This is a genomic window from Lentibacillus sp. Marseille-P4043, from assembly GCF_900258515.1.
Taxonomy (GTDB): domain Bacteria; phylum Bacillota; class Bacilli; order Bacillales; family Amphibacillaceae; genus Lentibacillus_C.
The window spans coordinates 2,379,992-2,397,026 of record NZ_LT984884.1; the positions used below are offsets into that span (position 1 = coordinate 2,379,992).

At 37.3% G+C, this 17,035-nt stretch carries 15 protein-coding genes and 2 tRNA genes; 16 read left to right on the forward strand and 1 reads right to left on the reverse strand.

What is annotated here, in order from left to right:
* The first annotated feature begins 9 nt into the window (after window positions 1–9).
* The 3 genes from sdhA (at window position 10) to C8270_RS11590 (ending at window position 3,128) form a co-directional block, all read left to right on the forward strand.
* Window positions 10–1,761, forward strand: a complete 1,752-nt coding sequence (gene sdhA, locus C8270_RS11580) for a succinate dehydrogenase flavoprotein subunit (protein WP_106496984.1) — start codon at window positions 10–12, stop codon at window positions 1,759–1,761.
* Window positions 1,762–1,777: 16 nt separating this feature from the next.
* Window positions 1,778–2,542 carry a succinate dehydrogenase iron-sulfur subunit gene (gene sdhB / locus C8270_RS11585; protein WP_106496985.1) on the forward strand — a complete coding sequence of 255 codons (765 nt, stop codon included), beginning with the start codon at window positions 1,778–1,780 and terminating at the stop codon, window positions 2,540–2,542.
* 145 nt (window positions 2,543–2,687) lie between these two features.
* Entirely contained in the window at window positions 2,688–3,128 is a 441-nt protein-coding gene (locus C8270_RS11590) for an acyl-CoA thioesterase (RefSeq protein ID WP_106496986.1), read from the forward strand.
* Between the two features lie 779 nt (window positions 3,129–3,907).
* Here the strand turns inward: C8270_RS11590 and C8270_RS11595 are convergent.
* Entirely contained in the window at window positions 3,908–4,132 is a 225-nt protein-coding gene (locus tag C8270_RS11595) for a helix-turn-helix domain-containing protein (RefSeq protein ID WP_010651078.1), read from the reverse strand.
* Between the two features lie 271 nt (window positions 4,133–4,403).
* Between C8270_RS11595 and C8270_RS11600 the strand changes: the two genes are divergently transcribed.
* From C8270_RS11600 to yihA, 13 genes are all read left to right on the forward strand, one after another.
* A complete protein-coding gene (locus tag C8270_RS11600) occupies window positions 4,404–4,856 on the forward strand; it encodes a MarR family winged helix-turn-helix transcriptional regulator (RefSeq protein WP_106496987.1) in 453 nt (150 codons plus the stop codon).
* Window positions 4,857–4,878: 22 nt separating this feature from the next.
* The gene (gene racE / locus C8270_RS11605; RefSeq protein ID WP_106496988.1) at window positions 4,879–5,694 is read left to right on the forward strand and encodes a glutamate racemase; all 816 of its coding nucleotides are present in this window, start codon (window positions 4,879–4,881) and stop codon (window positions 5,692–5,694) included.
* Window positions 5,695–5,796: 102 nt separating this feature from the next.
* Window positions 5,797–6,882 (forward strand): GerMN domain-containing protein, encoded by a 1,086-nt coding sequence (locus C8270_RS11610; RefSeq protein ID WP_106496989.1) that lies wholly within the window; start codon window positions 5,797–5,799, stop codon window positions 6,880–6,882.
* Window positions 6,883–7,052: 170 nt separating this feature from the next.
* A complete protein-coding gene (rph, locus tag C8270_RS11615; RefSeq protein WP_106496990.1) occupies window positions 7,053–7,826 on the forward strand; it encodes a ribonuclease PH in 774 nt (257 codons plus the stop codon).
* Complete coding sequence (locus C8270_RS11620; protein ID WP_106496991.1) at window positions 7,823–8,413, forward strand: XTP/dITP diphosphatase; 591 nt, start codon at window positions 7,823–7,825, stop codon at window positions 8,411–8,413. Before rph ends, C8270_RS11620 begins: the two co-directional genes overlap by 4 nt.
* Before the next feature lie 49 nt (window positions 8,414–8,462).
* Window positions 8,463–8,972: a metallophosphoesterase gene (locus C8270_RS11625; RefSeq protein ID WP_106496992.1), complete on the forward strand. Its 510-nt coding sequence runs from the start codon at window positions 8,463–8,465 to the stop codon at window positions 8,970–8,972.
* Window positions 8,973–9,334: 362 nt separating this feature from the next.
* Window positions 9,335–9,408, forward strand: a tRNA-Gly gene (locus tag C8270_RS11630).
* A gap of 14 nt (window positions 9,409–9,422) precedes the next feature.
* Window positions 9,423–9,496 (forward strand) — tRNA-Arg (locus C8270_RS11635).
* A 147-nt stretch (window positions 9,497–9,643) separates the two neighbouring features.
* Entirely contained in the window at window positions 9,644–10,621 is a 978-nt protein-coding gene (locus C8270_RS11640) for a tetratricopeptide repeat protein (protein WP_106496993.1), read from the forward strand.
* 146 nt (window positions 10,622–10,767) lie between these two features.
* Entirely contained in the window at window positions 10,768–12,054 is a 1,287-nt protein-coding gene (gene tig, locus C8270_RS11645) for a trigger factor (protein ID WP_106496994.1), read from the forward strand.
* Between the two features lie 417 nt (window positions 12,055–12,471).
* Entirely contained in the window at window positions 12,472–13,749 is a 1,278-nt protein-coding gene (gene clpX / locus C8270_RS11650; protein WP_106496995.1) for an ATP-dependent protease ATP-binding subunit ClpX, read from the forward strand.
* Window positions 13,750–14,006: 257 nt separating this feature from the next.
* Entirely contained in the window at window positions 14,007–16,328 is a 2,322-nt protein-coding gene (gene lon / locus C8270_RS11655) for an endopeptidase La (RefSeq protein ID WP_106496996.1), read from the forward strand.
* Complete coding sequence (gene yihA / locus C8270_RS11660; protein WP_106496997.1) at window positions 16,325–16,906, forward strand: ribosome biogenesis GTP-binding protein YihA/YsxC; 582 nt, start codon at window positions 16,325–16,327, stop codon at window positions 16,904–16,906. The genes lon and yihA overlap by 4 nt, the downstream gene beginning before the upstream one ends.
* Window positions 16,907–17,035 lie beyond the last annotated feature (129 nt).

A 17,035-nucleotide genomic window follows, 5' to 3' on the forward strand; every position in this document is an offset into this window, starting at 1 on the left:
GTTTTAATTATGAGTAATCGCAAAGTCATTGTTGTCGGCGGTGGACTGGCTGGTCTTATGGCAACAATAAAAGCAGCTGAAGCAGGTGTGCGTGTAGATTTATTTTCTCTCGTGCCTGTAAAACGTTCTCACTCTGTATGTGCCCAAGGCGGTATAAATGGTGCCGTTAATACAAAAGGTGAAGGGGATTCAACCTGGAGACACTTTGATGATACAGTATATGGTGGCGACTTTTTGGCAAACCAGCCACCTGTAAAAGCTATGTGTGATGCTGCACCAAGTATCATAAACATGCTTGACCGGATGGGAGTTATGTTTAACCGTACTCCAGAAGGTCTACTAGATTTCCGACGCTTTGGCGGAACAGAGCATCATCGTACGGCATATGCAGGGGCAACTACTGGACAACAGTTATTGTATGCATTAGATGAACAAGTAAGACGCTATGAAGTAGATGGTTTGGTAACAAAATATGAAAACTGGGAATTCCTTGGAGCAATCCTTGATGACGAAGGTGTTGGCAAAGGAATTGTCGGACAAAATATTAAATCACATGAAATTAAATCATTCCCTTCAGATGCAACCATTATGGCAACTGGTGGTCCTGGAATTATTTTTGGTAAATCAACGAATTCCATGATTAATACAGGATCTGCAGCTAGTACGTTGTATCAACAAGGTGCAAAATATGCTAATGGTGAATTTATCCAAATTCATCCGACAGCAATTCCTGGTGATGATAAACTACGATTAATGAGTGAATCTGCACGTGGTGAAGGCGGTCGTATTTGGACTTATAAAGATGGTGAACCTTGGTACTTCCTAGAAGAAAAATACCCTGCTTATGGAAACTTGGTAACTCGCGACATTGCAACACGTGAAATATTTGATGTTTGTGTAAACCAGAAATTAGGTATTAACGGTGAAAATATGGTTTACCTTGATTTATCTCATAAGGATCCAAAAGAATTAGATGTTAAACTTGGTGGTATCATCGAAATTTATGAAAAATTCGTCGGTGATGATCCGCGTAAAGTTCCAATGAAAATTTTCCCTGCTGTTCACTATTCAATGGGTGGACTTTGGGTAGACTTTGATCAAATGACTAGCATTCCGGGGGTTTTTGCTTGTGGAGAATGTGATTATTCACAACATGGTGGAAACCGTTTAGGTGCTAACTCATTACTGTCAGCTATTTATGGCGGTTCCGTTGCAGGACCAAACGCAATTAAATATATTGACGGACTTGATACACATGTAGAAGATATGTCATCCGAACTTTTTGATGCTAAACAAAAAGAAGAACAGGATAAATTTGAAGAGCTTATGAACATGAAGGGCGAAGAAAACGCTTATCAGCTTCATAAAGAGCTTGGAGAATTAATGACAGAAAACGTTACAGTAGTTCGCTACAATGATAAATTGCTTGAAACTAATGAAAAAATTAAAGAGCTACAAGAGCGTTGGAACAATATTAATATTAATGACACATCACGCTGGAGCAACCAGGGTGTTATGTTCACACGTCAATTGAAAAATATGCTTCATTTAGCTCGTGTAATAACAATGGGTGCTTACAACCGTAATGAAAGTCGCGGTGCACACTATAAACCTGATTTCCCTGACCGTAATGATGAGGAATGGTTGAAAACAACAATTGCACAATTTGATAAAGAAAACAATGCTCCAACGATTTCTTATGAAGAAGTAGATACTTCATTAATTGAACCGAGATTGCGGGATTACTCTAAAAAACACTAAGGGGAGAAAATAAAAGATGGCTGAACAAAAAACAGTTACATTTATCATAACTCGACAAGACAGCCCAGATTCTGCTCCTTATGAGGAAACATTTAATATTCCTTATAAAACAAATATGAATGTTATTTCTGGGTTGATGGAAATACGGCAAAATCCGATTAATGCAAATGGGGAGAAAACAACACCAGTTTATTGGGAAATGAACTGTTTGGAAGAAGTTTGTGGTGCATGTTCGATGGTTATAAATGGAACAGCACGTCAATCTTGTGCGGCATTGGTTGATAAACTAGAACAACCAATTCGTTTAGAACCAATGAGTACATTTCCGGTTGTTCGTGATTTAATTGTTGATCGCGAGCGTATGTTTGATGATTTAAAACGAATCAAAGCATGGATTCCGATTGATGGTACGTATGATCTAGGTCCAGGACCACGTATGCCTGAGAAAAAACGCCAATGGGCATATGAATTGTCCAAGTGTATGACTTGTGGTGTTTGTCTGGAAGCTTGTCCAAATGTTAACGATAAATCAGACTTTATTGGACCAGCACTACTTTCATTACCACGTCTATATAATGCGCATCCAACTGGAGAAATGAACAAGAGTGAACGGCTAGAAGCATTAATGGAAGACGGCGGTGTAACAGGATGTTCAAACGCACAAAACTGTGTGCAAGTATGTCCTAAAGGTATTCCATTGACGACCTCTATCGCAGCAATGAACCGGGCAACAAATATACAAGCTTTCAAAAACTTCTTTGGCAGTGACAATGCGCAATAATAAGTTTTTAAGTTTATAAATACCATGGTCCTTACCTCTAAATGGTAAGGGCCTTTTTTAGAGAGTAAAATTAAATGGTGTACAAAAAGTTACCGTTTACATTTTTAGTGACTGTTTTTACAACAAAATTGGAAAGGAGAAAGTGATGAAATCAATTTCGTACATTGAGGATATGGAAAAGTGGAGAGAATCGTTTTCTTTTTTTATTCCAATTAAGATCCGCTTCTCAGAGACTGACATGTATGGTCATGTTAATAATGTATCCCCATTTATTTACTTCGAGGAAGCTCGTATTGAATTTTTGAAGTCGATTGGATTATTCAATAATGCACAGAATGAAGATGGCATACCAGTTGTCGCAGACTTACAATGTGATTACCATAAACAAATGTTTTTTAATGATAAGATAAACTTGTATGTAAAAGCGAATAGCATTGGAAACACTTCTGTAGACATTCACTATATGGCATTAGATGATAAAGAAGAACTAACATTGACTGGAAGAGGACGATTAGTACATATTCATCCAGAAACCGGTAAACCAGTTGCATTAACTGAATCTATGAAACAAAAACTGAAACGTTGATAAAGAGTGTTTACTAAAAGATTGGGACTGCGATTACTCGCCCCATCGAAAACATTTGTTGTTTGTTACACAATAGCTATATAATGCGCAGTAATGAAGTTCTCTTTGGTGACACTTTCTTCCCGTTCCAATGGTATATGAGTACTTGGATTCGCTCCGTCAGAATACTTCGCTTTCCATGGGCACGGCCTCAGCCTCCTCGGAAGCAAAGAGCGCTTCCTTGAAAAAGAAAACCACTTTTTCTGCGTGCGATGTAATACCACTGAAGTTTTCCTTGTCCTGCGGGGTCTTCGGGCTCGTGCTGGGGCTGCGCTAACTCGCCCCACCGAAGACCATTGTTCTCATAGGACAAGGAATGCTTCGGCAGCATTACATCGCACGCAGAAAATCGAACTGTATTTTCAAGGAGTCTACGTATTCTGACTCCGCTAGTAGAAGTTCCCTAATTTTTGTGTAGATATAGCATGTATATCAAGTAATAGCACCTACTAGCGAAGGGAAAACACGTAGACTCCTGCGGGAACAATGGTTTTCGGTGGGGCGAGTTAGCGCAGCCCCAGCACGTGTCTGAAGACTTCGAAGCGGCGGTTTTCCGCTTCGGAGGCTGAAGCCGTGCCCGCGGAAAGCGTAGTGTTTTCCCGTAGCGGTTGTCAAAGCTCCGAACTTGATTTCTAGTTATTGCACATAATATATCAACTACGCAATTAAAAAGTAATAAACATTACGAAAAGAGTTTTGATACAAAAAACCGGCTTTCGTTAAGCGAAAGCCGGTTTTTGTTAGAGCTTTAATTCCCCCATACGAAGGAGCTCTACTACTGCTTGTGAACGCCCCTTGACTCCTAATTTTTGCATAGCATTTGAAATATGGTTTCGGACAGTCTTCTCAGATATAAACAATTCCTGGGCAATTTCTTTTGTTGTTTTGTCTTGTACTAAGAGTTCGAATACTTCCTTTTCCCGTTTTGTTAATAGTTGCTTCGGTTTATACTCGTTGTCCTTCAAATGTTAACCCCTCCTTACTGTCATAGAGCTGCAGAATGAAGGGCAATTATTTAGTCATTAATAGCTTATGAAAATGTATGTAATCGGTGAGCACAAATTGAAATGGCAGCTAGAAATATTCCAGCAAATTAACAGTTATTCCGCTTAAGCAGGTAATAACTGCAACCCTATGTAATACAGTAGCAGTTTGTATGTTGCTAAATGGGCGCTTATACTATTCTTGTGTTAAAATAAGAAAAGAGTTTGAGCATATGTACGGGAGGTAACCCACTTGAAAAATGAAATCTCAACAGAATCGGTAGCTGATTTAGAAAAAAGATTGCGTTATATAGCAGGTGTTATCAAGCAAAATGGTCGGAAAATATTAGCGAATTATCCCATCACCTCTCCGCAGTTTATTGCTCTACAGTGGCTAATTGATGAAGGTGATTTAACAATAGGAGAACTATCGAGAAAGAATGGATTGGCATTTAGTACGACAACTGACTTAGTCGATCGGATGGAAAAAAACAAACTAGTGGAACGAAAGCGAGATACCAATGATCGACGTGTTGTACGGATACGTGTTTTAAAAAAAGGAAAAACCATTATTGAAGAGGTTATTACGAAACGACAAGAGTATTTAGGTGAAGTTTTAAAAAGTTTCTCACTTGAACAGACAAGTGCCCTAAACGAGCTATTAACAATATTATATGAACAAATGAAAAGCATACACGAAAACTAACAGCAAAGATGAGGCGATTTTTTTGGATTCGGCAATTGGAGTTATTGATTCGGGAGTTGGAGGCTTAACAGTTGCGCATGAGCTTATGCGTCAGCTGCCAAAAGAAAAATTAATTTATCTGGGTGATACATTGAGATGCCCATATGGACCGAGGTCAAAAGAAGAAGTAAAAAAATTCACCTGGGAAATGGTCGAATTTTTATTAAAGAAGAAGATAAAAATGTTAGTTGTAGCTTGTAATACTGCTACCGCTTTTACACTAACAGAGCTACAAGAAGAATTACCAATTCCGGTAATAGGTGTTATCCAGCCTGGAGCACGGGCAGCGATCAAATCTACGGAAAATGGCTATATTGGTGTAATTGGAACAGAAGGGACAATTAACAGTAATGCATACCCGGAATCTTTAAAGAACATTCGGGCAGATATCCATGTGAACGCCTTAGCATGTCCGATGTTTGTTCCAATGGTGGAGCGAGGAATAATAGCAGGTAAAAAAGCACAGCAAGTCGTTAAGGAAGCGTTACAACCGTTACAAGAAAAAAATCATATGGATACATTGATACTTGGGTGTACACACTATCCATTACTTAAAAATACTATTCAAGAAGTAATAGGCAGCCATGTAACTGTTATTTCCTCAAGTGAAGAAACTGCCAGGGAAATAAGTACAATTTTAGAATTCCGCAATTTGTTATATAGAGGTAATCGGTTTCCAAATCATCAATTTTATACGACAGGGGATTTAACAATTTTTAGTAGAATAGCGAAAGAAATTTTTAAAACATCCATAAGTGATTTTAAAACCGTTTCAATTGAAAAAGCAGTCATTAGTTAATATCAAGATTATGCAATCTTGATATTTTTTCTGTAATGATTGGTCTAATTTTACGATGGGCTCGTATATATAATAGTACAAACCATCGTAGGAGGGAAAATCATGAAGAAGCGCGGCATATTACTTTTGGCTGGAATAATGAGCATTTCCATCATATTGACAGGCTGTTTTGAGGGGGAACAATCATTAGAGAAGATGGATCCGCCACAAGATGCAGAAAAGGTAAATAACCTAGAAAATGCAAAGTCAGATGGGAAGGCTGAAAATGGAAAGGATAAGGCAGATGAAAATGAGGACGCAACCGAAGAAACGGTTGAGCGGCAATTATTTTTGATTGATGCAAATGGAATGGTTGCACCTCAAACATTGGAAATACCGAAAAACGATTCAAAAGAAGTTGCTTCACAGGCGCTGGAGTATTTAGTTAAAGATGGTCCAGTCGCTAATTTGTTGCCAAATGGATTTCAAGCAGTTCTGCCAGTAGGAACCGAAATTCTAGGATTGGATTTAGAAGAAAATGGCACATTAATCGTAGATGTCTCGAAGGAATTTGAGGATTATGAAGCAAAAAATGAATTGAAAATACTGCAAGCAATGACATATACATTAACACAATTTGATAGTGTCGATAAAATCCAGTTGCGCATAAATGGATATCCTCAAGAAGAAATGCCTGTAAATGGAACGCCAATTGGGGAAGGCTATTCAAGAGCAAATGGTATTAATTTAACGGATACAGATACAATTGATCTGATTGATAGTAAAGCAGTAACCATGTATTATCCTACTGAATATAATGATTCAAAATACTTTGTCCCAATAACCGAACATATAAAAGCGGATGAAGAGGAACTTTATCGTTCGATAGTTACTTCGTTATTCAATGGTCCGGGGTATAATGTCAATACAAAACAGGTTTTTAATTCCGGCGTATCTCTGACTGCTGATCCGACACTAGACAGTGGAGTTCTGGAATTGGTTTTTAACAAAAAAATTATGGAAGATGCGGAAAAAACAATGATATCGAATGATGTTATGGGTACGCTCGTTCGAACCCTAACGGAACAGCAGAATGTTGAAGCTGTACAGGTAAAAGTAGAGAATGTGGAGAAACTATTTAATGAAAATGGGGAAGAATATAATAAACCGGTAACCAAGGAAATGATTTCACCAACTGAAAAATTATAAACAGGGATGGCTGGATTGAACAGCCTCCTTTTTTATTTGGAAATTAAGAGGTATGCAGAATAGGGAAATATAAAAGTTGAACTGATTTCTAATTCAGCTCTGATGTATGATCGTGTTGCGATAGTGAAAAATATGTTACGATAATGGTTGATACAAGGAGGAGTTATTATATGAGAAATGACCAGCGTAGTACAAATAGTTTACGACCAATTACCATCATATCTGATTTTGTAAAACATCCGGAGGGATCCGTTTTAATACAAGTTGGTGACACGAAAGTAATATGTAATGCAAGCATCGAAGACAAAGTTCCTCCATTTATGCGCGGACAGGGGAAGGGCTGGATAACAGCAGAGTATGCAATGTTACCTCGAGCCACTGACCGACGGAATATTCGTGAATCATCTAAGGGTAAAGTAAGTGGCAGGACAATGGAAATCCAACGATTAATTGGCAGGTCATTACGAGCAGTTGTTGACTTAGAAAAGATTGGGGAACGCACCGTCTGGGTGGATTGTGATGTTATTCAAGCAGACGGCGGGACACGAACTGCGTCAATTACAGGGGCGTTTGTTGCTGTTGTACAAGCTTTTGGTAAACTTTTGGAGAATAAAACGTTAACTAAAATGCCGGTTACAGATTATTTGGCTGCAACTTCTGTAGGAGTTTTACCTGACAGGACAGAAATATTAGATTTGAATTATGAAGAAGATGCAAAAGCAGATGTTGATATGAATATAGTCATGACGGGCGCCGGTGAATTTGTCGAAATCCAAGGGACAGGTGAAGAGGCAACATTTACAATGAATCAATTGCAAACAATGCTTGAACTTGCATCAGATGGATTGTCGGAAATTATTGAAAAACAAAAAGAAATATTAGGTGAATTAGCAAATAGAATTGGAGAGACAGCACCAAATAATTCTACAGGAGCAGGCAGATGAACCAAATAATTATTGCGACAAAAAATCAAGGAAAAGCAAAAGAGTTTAATGATTTTTTCGCGCCGTTTGGCTGGAATGCAATTTCGCTCTTGGATCTGCCTGAAACAATACCAGATGTGGAAGAAACAGGTACTACTTTTGAAGAAAACGCTGCTCTAAAGGCAGAAACTATTGCAAACAGAATGGGGACTCCTGTTCTGGCCGATGATTCGGGATTGGTGATTGATGCATTGGATGGACAACCAGGCATCTACTCTGCGCGATATGCAGGACTGGAAAAAAATGATCAAGCAAACATTAATAAGGTATTAAAGGAATTAGATAACGTCCAACTTAATCAGCGGCGCGCACGTTTTGTTTGTGTACTCGCCATTGCCCGACCAAATCAACAAACTACATTTCACAAAGGAGTTTGTGAAGGGAAAATCGCACTTTCACCTAAAGGTTCACATGGCTTCGGCTATGATCCAATTTTTATTCCCGAAGGCTATATGAAAACAATGGCTCAATTAACACCAGATGAGAAAAATAAAATAAGTCATCGTCAGAAGGCGATTTCCCAATTAGAGCCTGGATTTTTAACGTAGTTTTTCAAGAGAATGATGTCATTATATGTATTAAAAGAGGTGGATTGTATTGCCAAAAATTTTAATAGTTAGTGATAGCCATGGTCTAACGAACGAACTTGAACAAATAAAAGAAAACTTAGCAGTTGATTATATGATCCATTGTGGCGATTCTGAACTGGATTTAGATGCGCCAGAACTTTCAGGATTTGTTAAAGTAGCAGGAAACTGTGATTTTGACACTAGATTTCCCGATGAACAGCTTGTAACAGTAGCAAATATAAATGTCTATATAACGCATGGACATCTGTATCAAGTAAAGAGAAATCTAATGCCACTTTCGTATCGTGCTCAAGAAACAGGAGCTCGTGTTGTCTGTTTTGGACATACCCATATTGCTGGAGCTGAGAAATCTGGTGATCAATTGTTTATTAATCCCGGAAGTATTCGCCTTCCTAAAGGTAGACAAGAAAAAACGTATGCGCTTATGGAATGGAGCACAGAAGACGATGTAACTGTATTTTTTTACACAGTTGCTGGAGAAATAGTGGATGAGCTTACATACCACACCACTTTTTAAACTGTGTAAAGGCTTATCAATAGCTAGAGGAACATCTGAAATTGGTAAGCCTTTACAGTTATTTTGAATTTATGTATTGACAAAAAAGCCATTAGTAGATATAATAATTCTTGTCTCTTAAAAAAGTATCTATAGTTACTAATTCTTAGATATGTTAGAAGATGCCGGGCTACGTTGAACTCGAATAATATTTAATTGATACTAAATGCGGGTGTAGTTTAGTGGTAAAACCTCAGCCACGAGCAAAACATCCACCGAGTAAACTGCGAGTTGCCCCGAAGCACAAAACAGCCTTGAATAAACTAGAAGATGTAGGGGCATGTTGAACGTAAATAAAATTTAATATTTAATTGATACTAAATGCGGGTGTAGTTTAGTGGTAAAACCTCAGCCTTCCAAGCTGATGATGAGGGTTCGATTCCCTTCACCCGCTCCATACATAATTGAAATGTCCCAGTAGCTCAGCAGGATAGAGCAACAGCCTTCTAAGCTGTGGGTCGCAGGTTCGAATCCTGCCTGGGACGTCACCGAGCAAGAGAAACCTATACTGATTTAGATAGGTTTCTTTTTTTACATATAAAAGAAACGCAGATAGGTTTCGTTTTTATTGCGTTCGGGTATGTATATTCCGTATTATAATATAACATAGTAAAAACGAAAGGGGTGATGGGATGCACGAACACGATAATGTAATACTCTTTCCTAAATGGAAAGTAATACTTGAAGAAGAGAGTTTAGTTGCGCTTAAAGAAAAAAGATATGATGAAGCATTAAAAAAATTAAATAAGTTATTAGATTATCACGTTAATAACCATGAAATTATTATTGGGAAATTGATTTGTTTGATGGAATTAGCTTATTATGATGAAGCACAAGACTTGTGTGAGGAGCTACTTGTTCAGAAAGATGAGAATTATTTTCAATATGTACATATTTATTTAACTTTGCTGTTCCAGACAAGCCAGTATAATTTACTACTAGAACAAGTAGATTATGAATTTCAAACAGAAAAAGTACCAAGTCCATATCGAGAACAATTTGAGCAGTTATACGATATGAGTCAAAAAATGAATGATCAATTGAAAGATGAAAAAATGATGAAGTACATAAATGAATTTGTGCAAGCAATTGAAGATCAGGATCATATGAAACAATGGCGGTTGGTCGAGAATATGCGAAATATAAAGGCTCAGCCAAAACAAAAAATGATTGTTCCACTACTGACCGACGATACGATTCATCCAGTTACAAAAACAGCGATTTTTCAATGGTTGCAGGAGATGAATATTGCGCAATCGTTTGATATACATAAACTAGGTTTGCAACTAACCGTAAACCCAGTAGACATTGCCGAATTAAACATACACACAATGGTTAAACAAACGTTCTTATTAATCATCGAGTTGGAACAAACTAATCCAACACTATTTCATTTACTAGAAAAAATACTACATCAATATGCCTATGTCCGTTATCCAATTATGCCACCGGGCGGAGATGCAGCTGCAATTGCTGATGCATTGATAACTATTGGTGAACAGTATTTGAATCTACCAGACAAGAATGAAGTAAAAAATGACAAAACGTTACATTACATAGAAGAAATTAAAATGTGTGAAGCATTATATTTATCGATCATTGACGAATAGACCGTTAGTAAATGCTTGAAAGGGTTAGTAAATATGTTATAATAAAATGGTTGTAAATTTGCAAGACATATAGCATATATGTAATTTGAAAATTAATGATTGTGAACAATTAATTAATGGGAATAATAGATTTTGGAGGGAATAGTATGTCAGCAAAATGGGAAAAACAAGAGGGAAATGAAGGAGTATTAACGTTTGACGTTAGTGCCGAAGAATTTGATCGTGCATTAGATCAAGCATTTAAGAAAGTCGTCAAAGAGGTACAAATTCCAGGATTTCGTAAGGGGAAAATACCTCGTAAAATTTTTGAAAATCGCTTTGGCGTAGAATCACTTTATCAAGATGCAGTTGACATTGTTTTACCTGATGCCTATATGAAGGCAGTGGAAACGACCGGTATTGAACCGATTGAACAACCATCAGTCGATATCGAAGAAATTGAAAAAGGAAAAGACCTTGTTTTTACAGCAAAAGTTACTGTTAAACCGGAAGTGACCCTTGGTGAATATAAAGGTCTTGAAGTGGAAGAGCAAGATGTAACGGTGACGAATGAGGATGTTGATCATGAAATAGAACATCAACGTGAACATCATGCAGAGCTAATTGTCAAAGAAGAAGGAAAAATAGAACAAGGTGACACTGTTGTGATGGACTTTGAAGGATTTATCGACGGTGAAGCATTTGACGGTGGAAAAGGTGAAAATCATTCATTAGAAATTGGTTCAGGTCAGTTTATTCCAGGATTTGAAGAAGAACTAGTTGGTAAAGAGTCGGGAGAAGATACTGAAATTGAAGTCACATTCCCGGAAGATTACCATGCAGAAGAATTGGCAGGTAAAAAAGCCACATTTAAAGTAACAATCCATGAAGTTAAAACAAAAGAGTTACCAGAACTTGATGATGAATTCGCAAAAGACGTTGATGAAGAAGTAGAAACATTAGATGAACTAAAAGCTAAGAAAAAGGAAGAATTAGAAGCACAGAAGAAACAAGATGCCGAAAATCAAAAGCGTGAAACATTAATTGAAAAAGCATCTGAAAACGCAGAAGTAGATATCCCGTCTGCAATGGTTGATACAGAACTTGATCGCATGTTAAAAGAGTTTGAACAGCGTCTGCAAATGCAAGGCATGACATTGGAAATGTACTTCCAATTCTCTGGACAAGACGAAAATGCATTGCGTGAACAAATGAAAGAAGATGCAGAAAAGCGTGTGAAAACAAATCTTACATTGGAAGCTATTTTCAATAATGAAGGACTAGAAGTAACCGATGCGGATGCAGATGCAGAACTTGAAAAAATGGCATCTATGTACGGTACAGATGTTGAACAGCTTAAACAAATGTTGGGTGGAAACACGGACGCAATTAAAGAAGATCTTAAGTTCCAAAAGGCACTTGATTTCTTAGTTGATCAAAGCAAAACTGTATAAACAACGATAAAGAACAACGTTTATTTACAATTAAAAAAGGAAAAATAGAAACAAGGTGCGAAGTTTTCGCGCCTTGTTTTCACTTAAAAAAATAAAAAATGTTGGAATGAAGTAAAAAATACAATCTAGGCATTTGTTTTTGTCTGTGGAAAAGGATTTAGAGAGACTTTCTCTTTTGATTAGATTATTGTATTTGCCAATGCATATAGTAAATACAGGCTTATGATTTGACATTTTTATGAATTTCTCCATAATTAAAAAATAAAGATTAAAGTGAAGGTTATTTTTCCATGAGTAACTGGAAAAGGGATATTATTTTGTTTTCTATTTATGATCTGATATGATTGGCTAAGAAAGTTGAAACCGACGTAATAAAATCTCAGGAGCAAAGTGAAGTGAACTTTTAGGGGTGAAAAAATGTTTAAATTTAATGAAGAAAAAGGACAATTAAAATGTTCGTTTTGTGGAAAGAGTCAGGATCAGGTTCGTAAGCTAGTGGCTGGGCCTGGTGTTTATATATGTGATGAATGTATTGATCTTTGTACAGAAATAGTAGAAGAAGAACTTGGTACAGAAGAAGAAACGGAATTCAAAGAAGTCCCAAAGCCAAAGGAAATTTGTGAAATTCTTGATGATTATGTGATTGGGCAGGAAAAAGCGAAGAAAAATTTATCAGTAGCCGTCTATAATCATTACAAACGAATTAATGCACCAAAAAATGCCGATGATGTTGAATTGGCTAAAAGTAACATAGCAATGATAGGTCCAACTGGAAGTGGTAAAACATTGCTTGCCCAAACATTGGCACGAATTCTTAATGTTCCATTTGCAATTGCAGATGCGACTTCCTTAACTGAAGCAGGTTATGTGGGTGAAGATGTCGAGAATATTCTGTTGAAATTAATCCAATCAGCGGATTACGATGTGGAGAAAGCTGAAAAAGGGATTATTTATATCGATGAAATTGATAAAGTTGCTCGCAAATCAGAGAATCCTTCAATTACACGAGATGTGTCTGGTGAAGGTGTCCAACAAGCATTATTAAAAATCCTTGAAGGTACTGTTGCAAGTGTTCCACCACAAGGCGGACGTAAACACCCACATCAAGAGTTTATCCAAATCGATACAACCAATGTATTATTTATATGTGGTGGTGCATTTGATGGAATTGATCAGATCATCAAACGCCGACTTGGTAAAAAAGTTATCGGATTTGGTTCAAATGAAAGTCAGCAGGATTTAGATAAAGGGGAATTACTGTCAAAAGTATTACCTGAGGATCTACTCCGCTACGGACTTATTCCGGAATTTATTGGAAGACTTCCAGTGATCGGAGCATTAGAACCATTGGATGAAGATGCATTAGTTGAAATCTTGACTAAACCAAAAAACGCCTTAGTAAAACAATATGAAAAACTATTCCAAATGGATGAAGTTGAGCTAGAGTTTGAAGAGGGAGCGCTTCTAGAGATAGCTAAAAGTGCTATTGAACGAAAAACCGGAGCGCGTGGCTTACGTTCCATAATTGAAAGTATTATGTTGGAAGTCATGTTTGAACTGCCTTCCCGTGAAGATATTGAGAAATGTGTCATTACAAAGGATACAGTAGCAGAAGAAGATGGCAGTCCAAAACTTGTTTTTAATGATGGAACGGTTACTCAAGGTGACAAAAAATTTCCTAAAGAAAGTGCTTAACGATAAACTCATATAAACGTGAGACTAGCTTAAAGCTTATTTACTCCTTTCCTTTTAGTAAATTTTGTGGGAGTTTATCAACGCTTTTTCGCTAGTCTCTTTTATGTTTACATAATGTAATGAAATATTTGTTTAGTTCGTAAACAAAAGGTAATACTAAACTTGATTTCTGTTTTACAAATGGATAAGATTTCTATAAAATTTAAGAAGATAAAAAGGACTACATAGAATAAATACAAAAAATGGAGGTACATATAATGACAAACAGTACAAACCAACTTCCCCTCCTACCGTTACGTGGATTGCTTGTTTTCCCATCAATGGTGCTGCACCTTGATGTAGGAAGAGATAAATCAGTTGCAGCCTTAGAAAAGGCAATGATGGGAGATCAGACTATTTTTCTTGCGGCGCAAAAGAAGGTTAGTATTGACGACCCAGAACCGGCAGATATTTATCGGATAGGCACGTTGGCAAAGGTAAATCAAATGCTTAAGCTACCAAATGGAACAATCCGAGTACTTGTTGAAGGGTTATATCGTGGTGAAATTGTTCGCTTTGTCGATCAAACAGATGAATATGCAGTTGAAATAAATAAACTGGAAGACATACATGGAAAGTCAAATGAGGAAGAGGCGTTAATGCGTTCATTGTTGGCGCAGTTTGAACAATATACAAAAGTTTCTAGAAAGATAACAAAAGAAACATTTGCAACGGTTTCGGATATTGATGAACCCGGAAGACTTGCTGACATTACGGCATCACATTTATCTCTGAAATTAAAGGACAAGCAAGATCTTCTTGAAATGGAAAATGTCAAAGACCGTTTAAATCATTTAATTGAGTTGATTTCCAATGAGAAAAAAGTACTTGATCTTGAGAAAAAAATAGGACAGCGTGTCAAGACATCGATGGAGAAAACGCAAAAAGAATATTATTTACGTGAACAATTAAAAGCAATCCAAAATGAACTCGGTGAAAAGGATGGAAAAACTGGTGAAGTAAGTGATCTAAGGGATAAAATTGAGAACTCTGATATGCCAGATCGCATTAAAGAAGTAGCATTGAAGGAACTTGACAGATATGAAAAGGTTCCGCAAAGCTCTGCAGAAAGTTCCGTTATTAGAAACTACTTAGAATGGTTATTGGCCCTGCCGTGGACAAATAAAACGGATGATACGATTGAAATCGAAAAAGCGCACAAGATTTTAGAGGAAGATCATTATGGATTGGATAAAGTAAAGGAACGTATTTTGGAATATTTAGCTGTACAAAAATTAACGCAATCGATTAAAGGACCGATTCTTTGTCTTGTTGGACCTCCAGGTGTTGGGAAAACCTCGTTAGCTAAGTCGATTGCAAAATCAATCAATCGTCATTTTGTCCGTATATCATTAGGTGGTATTCGAGATGAAGCAGAAATAAGAGGACACAGGAGAACCTATATTGGGGCAATGCCAGGAAGAATTATTCAAGGGATGAAAAAAGCTGAGACCATTAATCCGGTATTTTTGTTGGATGAAATTGATAAAATGTCAAATGACTTTCGTGGTGACCCTTCATCCGCAATGCTTGAGGTACTAGACCCTGAGCAAAATAGTAATTTTAGTGATCATTTTATTGAAGAGACATATGATTTGTCGAATGTGTTATTCATCGCTACCGCAAATTATGTGAATAATATACCAGGACCATTACTAGATCGAATGGAACTAATATCGATTGCTGGTTACACGGAAGTAGAGAAATTGCATATCGCGAAAGAACATTTATTGCAGAAACAATTAAACGAAAACGGATTAAAAAAAGGTAATCTACAAATACGTGATGATGCACTATTGAAATTAATCCGCCAGTATACGCGTGAAGCTGGGGTGCGAGGACTAGAGCGACAAATAGCGAAACTGTGCCGGAAAGCTGCTAAAGTGATCATTTCCGAGGATAAAAAGCGGGTTATTATTACAGAAAAAAATATCGAAGAATTCCTTGGAAAAACAATCTTTCGTTATGGACAAATGGAAACAGAGGACCAGGTAGGCGCAGCAACTGGACTAGCATACACGACAGCAGGTGGAGACACTTTATCAATCGAAGTTTCACATTATCCTGGTAAAGGAAAGCTGACACTAACAGGTAAATTGGGAGATGTTATGCGGGAGTCGGCTCAGGCTGCGTTTAGTTATATACGTTCGAAAGCGGAAGAGCTTCAGATTGAACCGGACTTTTATGAAAAATATGATATTCACATCCACGTTCCAGAAGGAGCTGTACCAAAAGATGGTCCGTCAGCAGGAATTACGATGGCAACTGCCCTTGTGTCAGCGTTATCAGGCAGAGCCGTAAAGAAAGAAGTAGCCATGACAGGGGAAATAACATTACGTGGCCGTGTTTTACCAATCGGAGGTTTAAAGGAAAAATCATTAAGTGCGCACAGAGCTGGGATTACTACTATTATCATCCCGGCAGAAAATAAAAAGGATATTGATGATATCCCAGAAAGTGTGCGTAATGATTTAACATTTATACCTGTTGATCACTTAGATGCTGTATTAAAGCATGCGCTTGTTGGAGGAGAATCATGAAAGTAACTAATGCAGAAATTGTTATAAGTGCTGTAAGTAAAAAACAATATCCTGGAGATCAACTTCCGGAAATAGCACTAGCTGGCCGTTCGAATGTTGGAAAGTCATCATTCATTAATAAACTTATTAATCGGAAAAACTTGGCACGGACATCGTCTAAACCTGGTAAGACGCAAACATTGAATTTTTATAAGATTAATGAGATGTTTTATTTTGTTGATGTTCCCGGTTATGGCTATGCTAAGGTATCAAAAAAGGAACGGGAAAAATGGGGCGGCATGATGGAGGAATACTTTGAGACAAGAGACAACTTAAAGGCAGTTTTGCTGATAACCGACATTCGCCATGAACCAAGCGAAGATGATGTGTTAATGTACGATTTTCTGAAACACTTTGAGCTCCCTGTTATTGTGATTGCAACAAAGCTTGATAAAATCCCTAAAGGCAAGCGTGCAAAACATTTACAGCGGACAATCCAAACATTACAAGTAGAAACAAGCGATATTGTTATACCCTTTTCTGCTGAAACTGGAGAGGGGAAAGATGAAGCTTGGGGAATTTTAAAATCATATATATAAATGCCTAAAGAAGGCTGCTCTTAGGAGATATTTGATCCATAGGGCAGCCTTTTTGTTTATCACTTTTCTGAAAATTTAAAGCATTCTCAAGTATACAGGCGTATTTAACTGCATATATAAGGGAGCGGT